The organism is Candidatus Hinthialibacter antarcticus (assembly GCA_030765645.1).
Taxonomy (GTDB): domain Bacteria; phylum Hinthialibacterota; class Hinthialibacteria; order Hinthialibacterales; family Hinthialibacteraceae; genus Hinthialibacter; species Hinthialibacter antarcticus.
The window spans coordinates 1-15,172 of the sequence record JAVCCE010000004.1 but is presented as its reverse complement, the minus strand read 5'-3'; the positions used below and the strand labels follow the sequence as shown (position 1 = coordinate 15,172).

Annotated in this window: 13 protein-coding genes; 8 read left to right on the top strand and 5 right to left on the bottom strand. The window is 50.3% G+C overall.

From position 1 onward, the window contains the following. Positions 1-35: 35 nt before the first annotated feature. Genes P9L94_00960 through P9L94_00950 form a run of 3 tightly spaced genes read left to right on the top strand, consistent with a single transcriptional unit; the run spans position 36 to position 2,540 of the window. Positions 36-632, top strand: a complete 597-nt coding sequence (locus P9L94_00960; protein ID MDP8242621.1) for an RNA polymerase sigma factor — start codon at positions 36-38, stop codon at positions 630-632. Further along, positions 629-1,288: a hypothetical protein gene (locus P9L94_00955; protein MDP8242620.1), complete on the top strand. Its 660-nt coding sequence runs from the start codon at positions 629-631 to the stop codon at positions 1,286-1,288. Before P9L94_00960 ends, P9L94_00955 begins: the two co-directional genes overlap by 4 nt. Before the next feature lie 25 nt (positions 1,289-1,313). Continuing rightward, positions 1,314-2,540: a hypothetical protein gene (locus tag P9L94_00950; GenBank protein MDP8242619.1), complete on the top strand. Its 1,227-nt coding sequence runs from the start codon at positions 1,314-1,316 to the stop codon at positions 2,538-2,540. A gap of 140 nt (positions 2,541-2,680) precedes the next feature. On the opposite strand, the gene P9L94_00945 is transcribed toward P9L94_00950, so the two are convergent. The 3 genes from P9L94_00945 to tpiA all read right to left on the bottom strand — a co-directional run bounded on the left by P9L94_00945 (position 2,681) and on the right by tpiA (position 5,124). After that, positions 2,681-3,493 carry a M48 family metalloprotease gene (locus tag P9L94_00945; GenBank protein ID MDP8242618.1) on the bottom strand — a complete coding sequence of 271 codons (813 nt, stop codon included), beginning with the start codon at positions 3,491-3,493 and terminating at the stop codon, positions 2,681-2,683. A gap of 19 nt (positions 3,494-3,512) precedes the next feature. Then, a complete protein-coding gene (locus tag P9L94_00940) occupies positions 3,513-4,148 on the bottom strand; it encodes a DUF1318 domain-containing protein (protein ID MDP8242617.1) in 636 nt (211 codons plus the stop codon). A 211-nt stretch (positions 4,149-4,359) separates the two neighbouring features. Then, a complete protein-coding gene (gene tpiA, locus P9L94_00935) occupies positions 4,360-5,124 on the bottom strand; it encodes a triose-phosphate isomerase (GenBank protein ID MDP8242616.1) in 765 nt (254 codons plus the stop codon). Positions 5,125-5,810: 686 nt separating this feature from the next. Here tpiA and P9L94_00930 point away from each other — a divergent pair. After that, positions 5,811-7,019, top strand: a complete 1,209-nt coding sequence (locus tag P9L94_00930; GenBank protein MDP8242615.1) for an ATP-binding protein — start codon at positions 5,811-5,813, stop codon at positions 7,017-7,019. Beyond that, on the top strand, positions 7,016-8,032 hold the full coding sequence (locus tag P9L94_00925) for an AAA family ATPase (GenBank protein ID MDP8242614.1): 1,017 nt from the start codon (positions 7,016-7,018) through the stop codon (positions 8,030-8,032). The genes P9L94_00930 and P9L94_00925 overlap by 4 nt, the downstream gene beginning before the upstream one ends. A gap of 50 nt (positions 8,033-8,082) precedes the next feature. On the opposite strand, the gene ispF is transcribed toward P9L94_00925, so the two are convergent. Then, positions 8,083-8,565, bottom strand: a complete 483-nt coding sequence (gene ispF, locus P9L94_00920) for a 2-C-methyl-D-erythritol 2,4-cyclodiphosphate synthase (GenBank protein ID MDP8242613.1) — start codon at positions 8,563-8,565, stop codon at positions 8,083-8,085. 90 nt (positions 8,566-8,655) lie between these two features. Here ispF and P9L94_00915 point away from each other — a divergent pair, with 90 nt between their 5' ends. The 3 genes from P9L94_00915 to P9L94_00905 all read left to right on the top strand — a co-directional run bounded on the left by P9L94_00915 (position 8,656) and on the right by P9L94_00905 (position 13,382). Next, the gene (locus P9L94_00915) at positions 8,656-10,788 is read left to right on the top strand and encodes a hypothetical protein (protein ID MDP8242612.1); all 2,133 of its coding nucleotides are present in this window, start codon (positions 8,656-8,658) and stop codon (positions 10,786-10,788) included. Between the two features lie 20 nt (positions 10,789-10,808). After that, on the top strand, positions 10,809-13,058 hold the full coding sequence (locus P9L94_00910) for a prolyl oligopeptidase family serine peptidase (protein MDP8242611.1): 2,250 nt from the start codon (positions 10,809-10,811) through the stop codon (positions 13,056-13,058). Between the two features lie 66 nt (positions 13,059-13,124). Next, positions 13,125-13,382, top strand: a complete 258-nt coding sequence (locus tag P9L94_00905) for a type II toxin-antitoxin system ParD family antitoxin (protein MDP8242610.1) — start codon at positions 13,125-13,127, stop codon at positions 13,380-13,382. 284 nt (positions 13,383-13,666) lie between these two features. On the opposite strand, the gene P9L94_00900 is transcribed toward P9L94_00905, so the two are convergent. After that, positions 13,667-15,079 carry an SLC13 family permease gene (locus P9L94_00900; GenBank protein ID MDP8242609.1) on the bottom strand — a complete coding sequence of 471 codons (1,413 nt, stop codon included), beginning with the start codon at positions 15,077-15,079 and terminating at the stop codon, positions 13,667-13,669. Positions 15,080-15,172: the final 93 nt, after the last annotated feature.

Sequence of the window (15,172 nt, the reverse complement as noted above, 5' to 3'; positions counted from 1 at the left end):
GTAGTGATGATGCAGACAACAATGGTTTGAAGACTATGACGGCGGCCCCGGTTCAAAATCACATTGAAAGCGATTGCCTCGAACGATTGGCGCAGGGCGACGACCATGCCTTTGCGGAATTGGTGAAGCTGTATTCGACGCCAGTGTATCGCTTTCTGTTTCGCATGTTGGGGTCGCAGCAAGACGCGGAAGACTTAACGCAGGACGTGTTTTATGAAATCCATCGCAACCGCGCCAAGATACGCCGCGACGTGGGCCCGCTACCTTACTTGTTCACCATTGCGCGGCGCAAGGCGATCAGTAAATTTCGTTGGCGTACAGTGCGCAAAGTTCTGAATCCGCTGTCGCCGCAAGGCGAACAAATGATTGCTGGGACCGAAGCGACGCCGCGCGACAATGCCTGCGCCAAGGGCATCGACCAGGCGGTGCAGCGCGCATTGGGCGGGCTGAAACCTGACAAACGCGCCGTCATCATCTTGCGCTACTTTGAAGAGCGGACGTACAAGGACATTGCAGACATTATGAATAAACCTGAAGGCACCGTCAAAACGCTGGCGTTTCGCGCCGAACGTGAATTACGCGACCGGCTCAACGCGCATGATATTCAAGACTGGTTGGGAGGCGCTGTATGAACGATGAACTCCGCCAAAATCTCTATCTCTACGTCGAGGCCAAACACGGCAAGACCGACGCCATGCCGCAAACCGAACGCGAAGCCTTCGAAGCGCAACTCGCCGCGAGTGATGAACTACGCGACGAGATGCAACAAATCGAAGCGAACTATCAAGCGCTGGCTCACGTTCCTGCGCCGCAGCCGCCTGACGATTTAGCCGCCAGATGCCTGAACGCGCCGCGTCGAACGCCCTCGCGCTGGGTTTATCACGCTGCCCGGGCTGGCGTGTTGGCGGTGGTCGCCTTGGTCGCTTTCGGATTGGGCGTTTGGTTTCAGCCGAATGCGCAACTCAAGCAGCCGTTCCCGCTGCTTTTGGAGAAACAGGTGCAACTCATCGCGGAACTCGAAGCCAGTATTGACCGCAATTACCAACTGGCCGCTGGCGAGTTGACGCCGTGGAGCGCGCCCATCGCCAAACTCAAAGGCGCCACGCTGCAGATGGCGGCGCTCTACGACAAACGCCCCAACGACCCGGTCATCGAGCGCGGACTTGCGCTGGCGGTCGCCAACAACATCACCGTATTGCAATCGTTGAACGAATATATCAAAACCTCTGAGGGCATACCCGATTTTGATTTTACCGCCATACAAACCGCGCCGCAGGGCGCCATCTAATCAGGCTTATTTAGGAGAAACCAAGATGAAACGCTTTTGGAACCTACTCTCAATTCTTGCTCTGTTTGCTTGCTTGTCATTTTACGCAACCCCAGTCGGCTTCGCTTTGGATGAAGACGAAGAGGCCGTCATTGAATCAACAAACGACGAAATAGAAATTGAATTGCAAGAAGCGAAAGACGAAGCCGTTGTTGTTCAGAAAGAAATGAAAGAAGTGCAAAAAGAGATGAAGCGCGTCCACAAAGAGATGGACAAGGTACGCGTTGAACTCAAAAAAGAACTTCCGCATATCAAACACAAACTCCGTGAAGCCATCGTGCAATTGGAAGATTTTGATCTCGACCTGGACCTCGATTTTGATTTAGATGAAATTGATTTTGAATACAACACCGAAAGCAAGTTTGGAATACAAAAAGATTTCAAAGGCAAAGTCGAATCGGTTACGATTGATAAACGCTTTCAAGTAAAACCTGAAACGCCCTTGATTATCAAATCGCAATTTGGATCGTTTCAAATTGAACCGGGCGATGCGGGCGAAATCTCCATGCAACTTGAATGTTCTGCCGGAGGCGAAACCAAAGCCCTTGCGAAAGAACTGCTGGGGAAAATCAAACTGACCGCAGAGCAGACTTCAAAAGGAGTAGAAGTAACGGTCGAATTAGATAAGAAGGACGAGAAAGAATATAAGAATTCCTTCTTTCATACGAGCGGAAAAATTACTGTCCCGGTGAACACACCGCTTTCGATTGACAATCAGTTTGGAGACCTGGCGATCAAAGAGATCAAAGCGAAAATTGAATGCCGCAATCAGTTTGGCGCGACCAGAATCGTAGACACAGCGAATGACCTTGGCGTCTTCGCGCAGTTTGGGCCATTGAATGTCAGCGGACATGACGGCCCTGCGAAAATCCATTGCAGTTTTGGTGAATTGAAAGTGCGCAGCGCATTCGGTTACCCGTTAAGCGTCAAGGCCAGTTATGGAAAGTCCAAAGTGTATTTGAATAATTCCACCCCGAATTTTGAAGGTTCATTTTCGTTTGGCGAAGGCAAAATCTATATTCAAAAAGACTTCGCGGGACGCATCGAAGCGGCGGCCTCATTCGGCGACGTAAAAGTGCCTGATTCGCTAAAGAAGAAGAAAGAAATGTTTAGCGAAAAAGCCGAAGGCGAACTCGGCGACGGAAAAGGGAAAATCACAGCCAGCAGCAGCTACGCGCCGTTGCACATTTTATTTAATGAGGAACGGCGATAAGCAGCGAATCTCTTGATGCTTTTTGTTGGAGTGGCAAGAAATATAATAGGCGTGGGTGCGTCTCTGTGATCTCCTGTGTATAGGGCCTGATAGCCCGCACGGAAGCGAAGAGAGATGCGCCCACGCCTATTAAGTAATCATTAATGCAACTGTTTCACTTTATTCTGTATGTTTTCAAATCCGCCGACCAGTTGCTCGCTGTCGCTGCGCACCGCGCCAAAGGATGCAATGAGATTTTTGGCGGCGTTGATGCGCTCTTGCGTTGGCGGGTGCGACGCGAACAACGTCATGCCGCCGCTTGCGCCTGCTTGTTGTTCGAGCGCAACCAGTTTCTCGAAGAAACTCACCATTGCATTGGGGTCGTAGCCCGCGCGGTTTAATACATAGACCGCAATTTCATCGGCTTGCAGCTCGGCGCTGCGGCTGTAGGCGCTGATGCCGCCCGCCATCAGCAGGTTCGCGGCCTGCTGTTTATATTGGCCAGCGTCTTTGCCCAACACGATGTCCATGACCATTTTCGCGCCCATTTGCCGCGACAGGCTTTCGGTGGGGTGGCGTTGCTCGGCGTGCCCTAATTCATGCGCCATGACGGCGGCGATTTCGGCTTCGCTCTCCGCTGCAGAAATCAAGCCGGTCTGCACATACAAATAGCCGCCGGGAATCGCAAACGCATTTACGGTCTCGTCTTTCACGACAAGAAAAGTGTAGGGGCCGTTGGGGTTGGTCGAAGCCTCGACCAGTTTCGTCCCGATATTGTTGATGTATCCCCGCACGTCAGGGTCTTCGACGATCTCTTTCTCCGTCGCGATCTGCCCGGCGAGGTCGCGCCCCAGTTTGGTTTCTTCATTGGGCGAAATCAGATTAAAATTGCCCAACAGATCGGTCGTCGCGCAACTGCACACGAGCGCGACCGCGACGCAGGCGGCGAATGGTTGCGTGGTTTTAAACTTCATCAATACGTTTGGTTTCAATTTATGAACCGCTTTCTTCTTTTTTGGGGTCTTCTTTTTTCTGCACCCAGGTGTCTTTATCTTTTTGGAACCAACGGCCTTTTTTCAATTTCTTTTGAATGGCTTCGGCAAAGATTTTTCCAACACGCTCTACGCTTTCTTCGTCGCGGCTTAAACCATTGGCGCGCAAGATTTCCAGGTAGAGTTTTTCGCGGTCGGCGTTTTCTTCGTTGATGAGTTTTTTGTACTCCGTCATTTGCTTGAGGTCGAGATCGGTTTTGTCGCGCAAAACCAGATAGCCGTCAAATCCCTCGCCGAATACGCCAGTGTCGAGATGGGGAACCAGCGTCTTAAAGCGTTTGGTCCGCGATTGAATCACGGACTTGACGGCAGGCGTATTGATATTGATGTCGATTTCATCGGCAGCATACGCTTGGGCGGTTTCAAATGTGAATGCCAGATAGCGGCGCGTATGGGTTGGGATGGGGGCTTGGGTTTCTTCCAGCCCTTCGATGCCCTGACCGGAACGGATGCGGCCTTCGATTTCTTCCGCTGCTTTTTCAACTTCAGACGTAGGGAAATAGACATTGACTGTCAGGCTGACGCAACTCACGCACACCCAGCAGGCCATTAGCGCTAACAATTTAGGACTACGCATTGGTATGATCCTCCTCAATCAGTGGAAAGGTCCACATTTCGTTTATAAGTTAACAATCGTTGCTAACTGGCGAGCAACTAAACAAGTATAGCATTTTCTATAGATTGGTTAGAGCGGTAATGGTGAGCATTCGGTGATTGTGGAAAAAAACGGCTTTGAACAAAAAAAGGGGCCGTGAGGCCCCTTTTCGTGATCGCGATTGGATTGATGCTTAGAGTGCGCCGCAGTTTTCGATAATGGCGATGAATGCGTCGGCTTTCAGCGCTGCGCCGCCCACCAGGGCGCCGTCGATGTCTTGTTGGGTGAGCAGGTCGCCCGCGTTGTCGCCTTTGACGCTGCCGCCGTATTGAATGCGTACGGTTTGCGCAACGGCGTCGTCATACAGCCCGGCGACTACGCTACGGCAGAAGGCGTGAGTGTTTTGCGCGTCTTGCGGCGTGGCGGTTTTTCCGGTGCCGATAGCCCACACGGGTTCGTAGGCGATGACCATGCTTTTGACTTGGTCGGCGGAAAGCCCCGCCAGGCCGCCTTTGAGGTGGTCTTCGCAGACGGCTTCGGTCTTGCCGGCTTCGCGTTCCTGCTCGGTTTCGCCGATGCAGAGGATCGGAACCAGGCCGTTTTCAAAGGCGAATTTCACCTTTTCATTAATGAATTCGTTTGATTCTTTAAAGATGGTGCGGCGTTCGGAGTGACCAATAATCACATACTGGCAGCCGCAGTCTTTGAGAAAATCGGGCGAAATTTCACCAGTGAAGGCGCCGCCGGATTTCGGGTAGAGGTTCTGGCCTCCGAGGCCGATTTTTGTGCCTTGGATGGCGGCGCTGACTTCGCGCAATGAGGTGTACGGCGGGCAGAAGACGATATCGAGGGCGTCGGTCTGGCCGTGTTTGTCGGCGATGCCTTTGGCGAGGGCGCTCGCGTCGCTGGCGCTGCCAGCGTTCATTTTCCAGTTTCCAGCAATGATCAACTTACGCATGAAGATTCTCCTATAGGATGGGTTCACGCCGCGCCGCAAGTGGTCTTGCAGAAACCCGGCGAAATAGACGAAACATATCCGTTCATTTTATCACCGTCAGTCTATTCACCCCAGAGCAGCAGATGTAGTTCGAGAAAACTAACGGGAACGAAAGATAAATAGAAACAGAAGAAGTTATGTTATGACAAACGTAATTTGAGTTGCCAAAAAAAAGAGGATGAGTCGAGAAGAAGGGGGACGTCCTCTAAGACTCATCCTGAGAAAAGAGATAAGGAGAACGAAATGCCGTTGAAATGATTGTCGGTTCGTTTTGCCTGATCTTGAATGCGAACCAGAACCACTCAACGATTCGTTTCTTACCAATAGTTTATCTTATGACTCGGATAACATCAAAACTATTTTCAGGGCAATGGGCTTAGTCGCTGAATTTATAGGTTTTTGAAACGGAGATTGTTTTTTGTTATTATGCTAACGGGAAAAGTGTGTAATAAAATGTTAATCGGCGCAATCGCCATTTTCTCAAATTGATGGAGATTGAGCGGTTGAAAAACCTGTGGCATTGTCTTTGTTTTTGAATGTTTCGTTGGCTTCATTCATCTGCTATCTTATCTTTCACTGTTATATACTCTCTTAAATTGCTATTTCCTATAAATAGTGAGAAATTGTATTTAAAACAGGATAGTGTGATGAGAAGACTCACAGACGATGAACTTATAGCATTGCTTGACGACATTGAATCTGATCGAAGCGAGAGAAAAGAAACCTTTAGAGGTGATAATTCCGATAGGGCGAGACAAACGGTTTGTGCTTTTTCCAATGACTTCCCGAACCATAATGACGTGAGTGTATTATTTATTGGTGCAAAAGATAATGGAGAACCTTCTGAAATACAGGTTACAGATCAATTATTACAAATATTATCTGATATGAAATCTGATGGCAAGATTTTGCCTCTTCCTGTTTTAACAGTGGAAAAAAGAAGTTTAAAAGGGGCTGAAATGGCAGTGGTAACTGTCATGCCCTCGGATATGCCGCCTGTAAAATATGATGGAAGAATCTGGATCCGTACGGGGCCTAGACGCTCAATTGCTAACGAACAAGAAGAGCGAATTTTGAATGAAAAAAGAAGGTACAAAAACATTCCTTTTGATATTCATCCTATCCCCTCAGCCAAGATCACAGACCTTTCCAAGACGATTTTTGAAAATGAATATCTCCCGTCAGCATTTGCGGCGGATGTACTTGAACAAAATAACCGATCCTATGAGGAGCGTTTGGCATCATGCAAAATGATTGTTTCGCCTGATGAAGCAATTCCTACAGTTCTTGGACTTTTGGCAATTGGCAAGACTCCTCAAGATTTTTTGCCAGGTGCGCATATTCAATTTTTACGAATAGATGGAACCGAACTAGCCGATTCGGTGATAGATGAAGAAAATATTAGAGGTACTTTAGTTGATATGCTTCGCCGTACAGAGGAAAAATTGAAGGCGCATAACCGAACTGCGATTGACATAGTGTCAAACTCAGTGCATCAGATAAAAAGTCCATATCCTCCAGCAGCATTCCAGCAAATTGTGTATAATTCTGTATTGCACCGAACTTACGAAAGTACAAATGCGCCTGTACGAATATACTGGTTTAATGACCGAATCGAAATCAACAGCCCTGGTGGTCCGTTTGGGAATGTTACAAATGAAAACTTTGGCAGCCCAGGAATAACAGACTATCGTAATCCTAATATTGGAGATGTGTTAAAGACTTTTGGATTTATCCAAGCGTTTGGGCGGGGAATTGCAACTGCCAGAGCGGAAATGGACAAAAATGGCAACCCTGAACTGGAGTTTGTGACGAATCAGAGTGCTGTTGTATGCACATTAAAGAGGGAAATATGACTTCGCCTGTTTTGACATTTTTTAATAATAAAGGTGGTGTAGGAAAAACCTCCCTAATCTACCATCTAGGTTGGATGTTTGCGAGTTTACGCAAGCGAGTCGTTATTGTTGATCTTGACCCTCAGGCTAATTTAACCGCCGCCTTTTTGGATGAAGATAAGATTGAAGAAATATGGAACAGCCAAGAGGTTGGCTCAACGATTTATCAATGCGTAAAGCCTCTCACTGGTGTTGGAGATATCGCCGAACCAAGATTGAAAAATATCACAACTGATCTTTATCTGATACCTGGAGATGTTAGTTTGTCAGGCTATGAAGATGCATTATCTAATCAATGGCCAGATAGTATGGGAGACAATAACCTTTACCGTCCCATGCGGATTTTGAGTTCCTTTTGGCAAGTCATGCAACAAGCCTCTGAAAAAGTCCAAGCAGACATCATATTGGTTGATATTGGTCCAAATCTTGGGGCGATCAACCGATCCGTATTAATAGCAACCGATTATGTCGTAATCCCCTTAGGCGCCGACTTATTCTCCCTACAAGGGTTGAAAAACCTGGGTCCTACGTTGACGAGTTGGAAGAGCCTATGGAATAAAAGATTGGATAACTGGAGGGGGAATTCAGAGGTGGATGAACATCTAGATTTTCTACTACCTCAGGGGAAAATGAAAGCAATCGGTTATCTATGTCAGCAACATAGTGTGAGGCTTGATCGACCTGTTAAGGCATACGACAAATGGGTAAACCGTATTCCAAATGTTTATCGTGAAGCGGTGTTAAAAACGAAAGCCGATTCAAACATTAAACTAGAAGATGATCCATATTGTTTAGCTACGATCAAACATTATCGAAGCCTGATTCCAATGGCTCAGGAACGTAGGAAACCCATATTCAATTTGACATCGGCTGAAGGAGCCATTGGTAGCCATGCGAATGCTGTTCAAGATGCGAGAAAAGATTTTAAACAACTTGCAGAAAAAATAGCCATGCAAATAGGTATGGCGCTATGAAAAATAGCATGCTCAATATCTTTTGTTCTAAATTGCGCCTACGGTAGTCGCTACTCCCTCAACAACAGCGCGGTGGCGGTGGCGAGTAGGCCTTTCTCGGGCGGGAACAACACCTCTTCGGTGCGGGTCGCTTTGATGCTGACGCAATCGGCTTCGACGCCCAGATACGGCGCTAGCGTGTTGCGCATGGCGGGGATGTGCGGCGCCATCTTGGGCGAATCAGTCACCACCGTGCAGTCGATATTGCCGACCTTGTAGCCTTCGCCCGCGACGATCTTCATGGTCTCGCGCAACAGGTCGAGGCTATTGCAATCCTTATACGCAGGGTCAGTATCGGGGAAATGCTGACCGATGTCGCCTTTGGCAAGCGCTCCCAACAGAGCGTCGATGATGGCGTGCGTGAGCGCGTCGGCGTCAGAGTGGCCCAACAGGCCCTTCATAAAGGGAATCTCGACCCCGCCTAACACCAGACGGCGGCCTTCCGCCCATTGATGTAAGTCCAGCCCAAACCCGATACGAAACGGAACGCTCATTTCAGTAGCCTCAATGCCCAGTTGGCGTCATCATAATATCGTGAAACAAAACTTCGGGGAACATGCTGCGCCCGATTCTGAGAGTGAAATATGAACCGAACCCTATTCGCATTACTTTTGAGTTTTCTTTTTGTCAGCACGATCTACAGCGGCGAGCCGGATGCGCCGTTCAAACAAGAGATGGTTGAAAAACTTCCCTACGAAACGCTGAACATCACACCGCCAATTCAAGATGTCGCTTACGGCCCCACGGGCGGGGTGTGGATATTGGGCGACGATGCGCTGTCTGTTTATAAAGACGGCGCTGTTCGCCGGATAGACCAACCACTCGGCGTCGAAATCACACCGGGGATGAAGCTGGCGTCGCATTCCATCGCTGGCGGTGGTTTGGTCTTGGCAGGGCCGAAAGGCGTAATGTTGATTACCCCTGGTTTGAAGCCAAAACTGAACGCTGCGGCGTTTGGACAGGTGAATGGCCTTTGCGTCTCGCCGACGGGCGATATCTGGATTGCCGCGCAAAACGGGTTGCATGTCTTGCGGCGCACGAAAGAGACCGTCGAGAAGATTGAAGAAGTCCCCTCGCCCGTGGAACGGATCGCTGTGCATACAAGAAACGCGGCGGCGCTGGCGGGCGATAAACTGTGGCTGTTCGATGGGCGCAAGTGGCGCTGGGAATGGACGCAGTTTCTGCTCGGCCCGAATCCGTCTTCGCTCGCGTATGGCGACGATGGTTCGCTCGTCATCGGCGGCGAGGAGTGCGTTCATCTAATGGGCGCGAACGGGTTGCAGCGCATCGACGGTGAGGATGGGTTGCCATACAACCATATTAACCAAATCTTTTTTGAACCTGATGGTATCGCTGTTTGGTATGCGACCGACAAGGGAGTAATTCGCAACAAAAGTTATTATGTTGGGCCGCGTTGGCAAACCGGCGAACGCGTCTCACACATCGACGCGTTCGAAGGCGGCGCCGTGTTCGCTGATGAAAAAGGCGTAACGATAATTCGCCTAAACGACTGGACGCTATCTCAAAAAGCCGAGCATTTTCAAGCGCAGGTTTACCCGCGCCATGACCGCTATGGCCTGGTGGCGGGTGTCTCACTGAAAGAGCCTGGCAACCTGGATTCGTACATCCAGCGCTCGGACGATAACGACGGATTATGGACGGCGATGTATCTGGCGTCGCAGTGTTTTCGATACGCAGTGACCAATGATCCACAAGTGAAAGAACGCGCCTGGAAACATTTTGAGGCGATGGAACGCCTTGAAACGATTACCGGCGTTCCGGGGTTTCCTGCGCGGTCGTTTATGAAAAAAGAAGACTACGACGATTCGATTGGCGGCGAGTGGCATCCCAGCGCCGATGGTGAATGGATGTGGAAGGGCGATACCTCTTCGGATGAAATTGTCGGACACATGTTTGTGTATCCGCTCGTTTATGACTTGCTGGCTGAGACCGAGGCGGAAAAGGCGCAAGTGCGCGGCCTGGTTTCGCGCATCATGTCGCACATTGTTGACAACGGATATTCTCTCATCGACGTGGACGGCAAGCCCACCCGCTGGGGCGTATGGGCGCCGGAGAAACTCAACGACGACCCCGCCTGGGCGTTTGAACGCGGCCTCAATTCGTTGCAGATGGTTTCGTTTCTGTCGGCGGCCTATCATGTAACCGAAGACGCGAAATTTCGCGATGCGCTTCAGCAATTGTTATCAACACACGGCTATGCGAACAACACCATCAATCAAAAAATCACTCTGCCGTATGAAGACAATCATTCTGACGATGAACTGGCCTATCTGCCTTATTACACGCTCTTTCAGACGAACCCGGCTGAACGCTATCAGCCGATTTTTGATGCGAGTTTAGAACGCGCCTGGCAGCATGTTCAGCAACACAAAAGCAGCCTGTGGGCGATTATCACTTCGGTTTGTTTCGAACCTAGACGTATGGATGACGCGCTGTGGTCGCTGCGTGAATGGCCGCTCGGTTCCATCGACTGGCCCGTGCCAGCGGCGCACCGTTTGGACGTGACTCTTGATCGTTATCCCGACCGCTTCGGCAAGCCGCAAATCGCGCAACTCTTGCCGCCGGATGAACGGATTTTGCAGCGCTGGAACGGAAATCCCTATCGCGTCGAGGGTGGGGCGGGGACGTATGCGCTTGATCCCGGCGCGTGGCTTTTGCCCTATTGGATGGCCCGGTATCATGGATTGATTGACTGATTTTTTGGGGAGCAAAACCAATGAAAACACAACGATTGATATTCTTCTTAGGAGCGCTGTTGATTATGCACGTCATTAACTTACTCGAACTCGAATTCACCTACGCGCAGATTGCCAAAATTCATCGCAAGGTTGCGCAAGTGAGCGTGTCTCCCGCGATGTTGGTGAATGAAACGCAATCGGCGGTTTCGGTGCGGCGCTTTGATCCCGATTGTGAATTGCGCGTGCGGTTTTGCGGGCCAGACGGCGCTGAACTTTTGTCAGAAACCGTTCCCAAAAACGCTTCGGTCTTTCAAACGATGGTTGAAGTTCCCGATGGAATTGATGATGAATGCAAAGTGCAAGTTGAAATGATTGACGGCGACTCAGCCGTGGTGGTTGCCGAAGCGTCGGTGCGGCGAATAGACAGCTGGTTTGACGAATTGCGCGAGCAGATGAAACGCATCGAAGCGGTTGAGGCGTCTTCGCAGAATGATGCCGTCATGTTGCGCGCGGCGTGGGCGGCGTTGGCCTATGGCGAAGACTTGATGGAACGCGCCAAAAAAGCCACCGCAGGCGAAGTGTGGGACCTGCGCCGTCGGCTTAATGCGATCACCGCTAAGGCGGATTCGTTAGAAAAAGGCCGCGATCCACTCGGCGAAAAATCCGGCTATCAATTGCGCGGCTATCGTTCTGAGATCAACGGCGAGATGCAACTCTATTCGCTGTATATCCCAAAAGAGTATGACGGCAATCAAGAGTGGCCGTTTGTGGTGATGCTGCACGGCGCCTGGTCAAACCATCACCTCGCTTTGCGGCGCGTGTTTGGATTGACCAACAAGCGCGGAGAAGATGACGACGCCGCCAAGCGCCGTATGCCGCAGCTGCCGGACGTTCCTTATATTGTGGTTTCGGTCAATGGTTTTGAAACGCAATCGTATGAAGGCTACGCAGAGGAAGACGTGTGGCGCGTAATGGACGAAGTGAAGGCGTTGTTCAATGTGGATGAAGACCGCACTTATATCACCGGGCTTTCGATGGGCGGCGGCGGGACGCTGAAACTTGCGTTTCGTAATCCGGGCGTGTTTGCCGCTGCGGCGCCGGTGTGTGGATCGGTGTATCTGCATTCGGATATTCCCGATGCGGATGCGCCGGAGTTTCAACACAAATTACAACAATCGGCGACGGTCGAGCAGATCGCGGTCAATATGAAATATACGCCCGTGTTTTTTATGCACGGCGACAAAGACCCGGTGGTGCCGGTCAGCAACTCACTCACGCTTGATAAGCGCCTGCGTGAATTAGGCTATCAATCGAAACTCGAAATCTACCCCGGCGTCGATCACGCCGCCTGGGAGCCTGCATATCAAAACGCGCGGGTGTTTGATTGGTTTAAGCAATTCAAGCGCGATCCGTATCCCCGCGAAGTGATCTTTAAAACCGGAGAGCCGTATGGCGGCAGCGCCTATTGGACGGCGATTGATGAACTGAAAACCATCCGCCAACATGCGCAAATCGAAGCCAGGGCGGAAGGCAATACCATCACCGTGAAGACGGACAACGTGGAACGCTTGCGGCTATCGCCTCCAACGTCGTTGTTCCCTGAGGGAGAAAAGATCAAAGTCGTCATTGATGGACAAGAGGTTGCGCCGATTGCCTATGGTTCGTCGCAGCATTTTGAATTTAAAAATGAAACATGGTCACTCAGCCAGCCGATGCAGCGCGCTCATATCTATCCCGCGCGCCAGGGGCTTCATGCGCCGTTTTGGGGCAAGCATGTTTACGCGTTTGGTTCTGATGGCTCCAGTGATGAGACGACAGTCGCCAAGGGACTGGCGTTCAAACGGTCGATGCGCGGCGGCAACGCGGATGTGCAATGGAAGGTGCTTGCTGGTTCGGATTTAAGCGAAGATATTTTGCAAGATAATCACGTCGTCTTGTATTCGACGACGGGCGCATCGTCGTTTTTACAGAAGCATAAAGACAAACTTCCCATGAGTTGGGATGATAAGGGCATCCATTTTGCCGAGCGGTTGGTCACGCCCGATCAAGCGTTGGTTGCGGTGGTTGCGAACCCGGCGAATCCGCAAAAATATTTGCTGTTGCTGATTTCAACGACGGTGCAGGGATTGCACGCGCTGCAAGATTTCGAATCGGGGCGGTCGTCATTGCGCACGTTATCCGAAGGCGACTTTGTTGTCATCGGCCCGCATGGACATTACATCTGGGGCGGCCTGTTCGACAAACATTGGAGCGTCGCCGAGACGGATGATTTTCCATTGAAAAATTGATTTGATTCGATTAGATTGAATGATAAACTTTATTTAAAGTTCTTCATTAATTGGAGAAATTGAAAGATGACAATGACAAATAAAACGATTTCTTTAACAGACCAGCAATCAAGTTGGATGGAATCGCTGATCACTCAAGGCAATTATGAGAATGAGAGTGAAATTGTGCGCGATTTGATTCGTAAAGAACAAATGAGAGTCAGTGAAATTGAAATGATACGGGCTGCTCTCATCGAAGGTGAAAATAGTGGTATCAGTTCAAAGACGCCTGAAGAAATCTTTGCATCTGCAAAAGCACGATTGACAAAAGATGGCAAGATATAAACTTTCTGAATTAGCCGAATCTGATTTAGATCAACTGTTCACTTACGGCATCTTACATTTTGGAATCAATCAGGCGGAAAGGTATTCCGCTGAGATAATTCAACACTTAAAACGAATTGCTACTAATCCTGAAGCATATCCTTCAGTTAATGATCTGTGTGAAGGGTATAGACGTAGCGTCTTTCAGTCGCACTCGATCTATTATCAGATCGTCAACAATGAGGTCTTAATTGTTAGAGTGCTAGGAAGACAAAATCCTCAAGCCAATTTATAAGTTTCTATTGTCACACCAGCGGCAACACGATGCTGAGCACCCACACCCACGCGGCGCCGAGTACGCCCATCAGGCTCAATGTGGCCGTCCAGGTTTGCAGGGTCTGGCGTTCGGTGAGCCCCGTCATTTGTCCAAAGATCCAGAAGCCGCTGTCGTTCATCCATGAAAACGCCGTCGCCGCGAAACCAATGACCGCGACCAGATACGCCGGGTGATAACTCAGCGTGGTGGTTTGCAACACAGGGGCGATGATTCCCGCTGTGGTCACCATCGCGACCGTCGCCGAGCCTTGCGCGACGCGCATCAAGGCTGCGCAGAAAAACGCCAGCGCCATCAGTGAGATGCCCCAGGTTTCGGCGCCGCTGGCGATGTAAGCGCCAACGCCCGCCGCCGCCAACGATTTGCCAAACGCCCCGCCCGCGCAGGTGATGAACGCGATCACCGCGCCGCTGGCGATGGCGGATTCCAACGATTTAAACGTATCGTTAAGCGACTGCTTTTTCGATGAAACTAGCAGCCAGATTCCAAACGCGGCGCCGATAAAGAACACCAGGTTCTTGTCGCCCATGAGTGATATCCATGCAGCGTCCTTATGTAGTACCGTTTCAATTTGTGGTATCAGTTCAATTAACCGTTGGTATAAACCTGACTTCAAAAATTCACCGATAAACGTTGATCCTGCGAGAAGAAAAACCGGTAGTAAAAACGGCACGCAGGAAAAAAATAATGAGGGCAATTCGCTGTCAGGTTTGGCGGCGGTGCGTTCGAGTTCGGTTTGCGACATGCCGAGCATGTCTTTTGGTTCGGCTTGAATGCGCTTGTTGATCCAGGAGGCGTAAAACCACGCGCCGAAGAAGGTCGGAACAATCGACGCCATAAAGCCGACGCCCATCGCGGTCAGGATCGAAACGCCCAGCGCTTCCGCCACCAGAATCGGCCCTGGCGTTGGTGGAATCAATGCATGCGTGACCGCGCCGCCTGCCGCTGTCATCGTAACGAGTAAGATATAGTCGCGTTTACGCCGCGCATAGGCCGCCCGCGCAAGCGGCGCCAGCAAATAAAACACTGTGTCAAAAAACACCGGGATCGACAAGGCAAAACCGCTGGCGAACAGCGAGAACTCCTCGCGTCCTGCACCAAAGAGGCGATTGAATGCGCGTACGATGCGGTCGGCGGCGCCGCTGTCCATCATGCACTTACCGATGATCGCCGCCAGCACGAGAAGGATGCCGAGTCCGCCCATCGCGGCGCCGAATTGCCCGGTCACTAACGAAACCGCCCCGTTGAGTGGAACTTGGTCTGATAAAATTGCGACCGATAAGGCTGCCAGCGTCAGCGCCAAAAAGGCGTGAAACCGCAACACCAAAATCAAAAATAAAATGAGACTGACGCCTACGATTAAACACACTAACGGACCAAACATAACATCTCCCCGGATATCAATTCATACATTGCTTGTTTTCGCATGGTTGTTGAGAATTGTTATACCTTATCCGCTTGTGGATTGACAACCGTT

Coding starts and splice junctions, on each gene's coding strand:
- P9L94_00960 (MDP8242621.1), top strand. CDS start 36: ATGACGGCGGCCCCGGTTCAAAATCACATTGAAAGCGATTGCCTCGAA.
- P9L94_00955 (MDP8242620.1), top strand. CDS start 629: ATGAACGATGAACTCCGCCAAAATCTCTATCTCTACGTCGAGGCCAAA.
- P9L94_00950 (MDP8242619.1), top strand. CDS start 1,314: ATGAAACGCTTTTGGAACCTACTCTCAATTCTTGCTCTGTTTGCTTGC.
- P9L94_00945 (MDP8242618.1), bottom strand. CDS start 3,493: ATGAAGTTTAAAACCACGCAACCATTCGCCGCCTGCGTCGCGGTCGCG.
- P9L94_00940 (MDP8242617.1), bottom strand. CDS start 4,148: ATGCGTAGTCCTAAATTGTTAGCGCTAATGGCCTGCTGGGTGTGCGTG.
- tpiA (MDP8242616.1), bottom strand. CDS start 5,124: ATGCGTAAGTTGATCATTGCTGGAAACTGGAAAATGAACGCTGGCAGC.
- P9L94_00930 (MDP8242615.1), top strand. CDS start 5,811: ATGAGAAGACTCACAGACGATGAACTTATAGCATTGCTTGACGACATT.
- P9L94_00925 (MDP8242614.1), top strand. CDS start 7,016: ATGACTTCGCCTGTTTTGACATTTTTTAATAATAAAGGTGGTGTAGGA.
- ispF (MDP8242613.1), bottom strand. CDS start 8,565: ATGAGCGTTCCGTTTCGTATCGGGTTTGGGCTGGACTTACATCAATGG.
- P9L94_00915 (MDP8242612.1), top strand. CDS start 8,656: ATGAACCGAACCCTATTCGCATTACTTTTGAGTTTTCTTTTTGTCAGC.
- P9L94_00910 (MDP8242611.1), top strand. CDS start 10,809: ATGAAAACACAACGATTGATATTCTTCTTAGGAGCGCTGTTGATTATG.
- P9L94_00905 (MDP8242610.1), top strand. CDS start 13,125: ATGACAATGACAAATAAAACGATTTCTTTAACAGACCAGCAATCAAGT.
- P9L94_00900 (MDP8242609.1), bottom strand. CDS start 15,079: ATGTTTGGTCCGTTAGTGTGTTTAATCGTAGGCGTCAGTCTCATTTTA.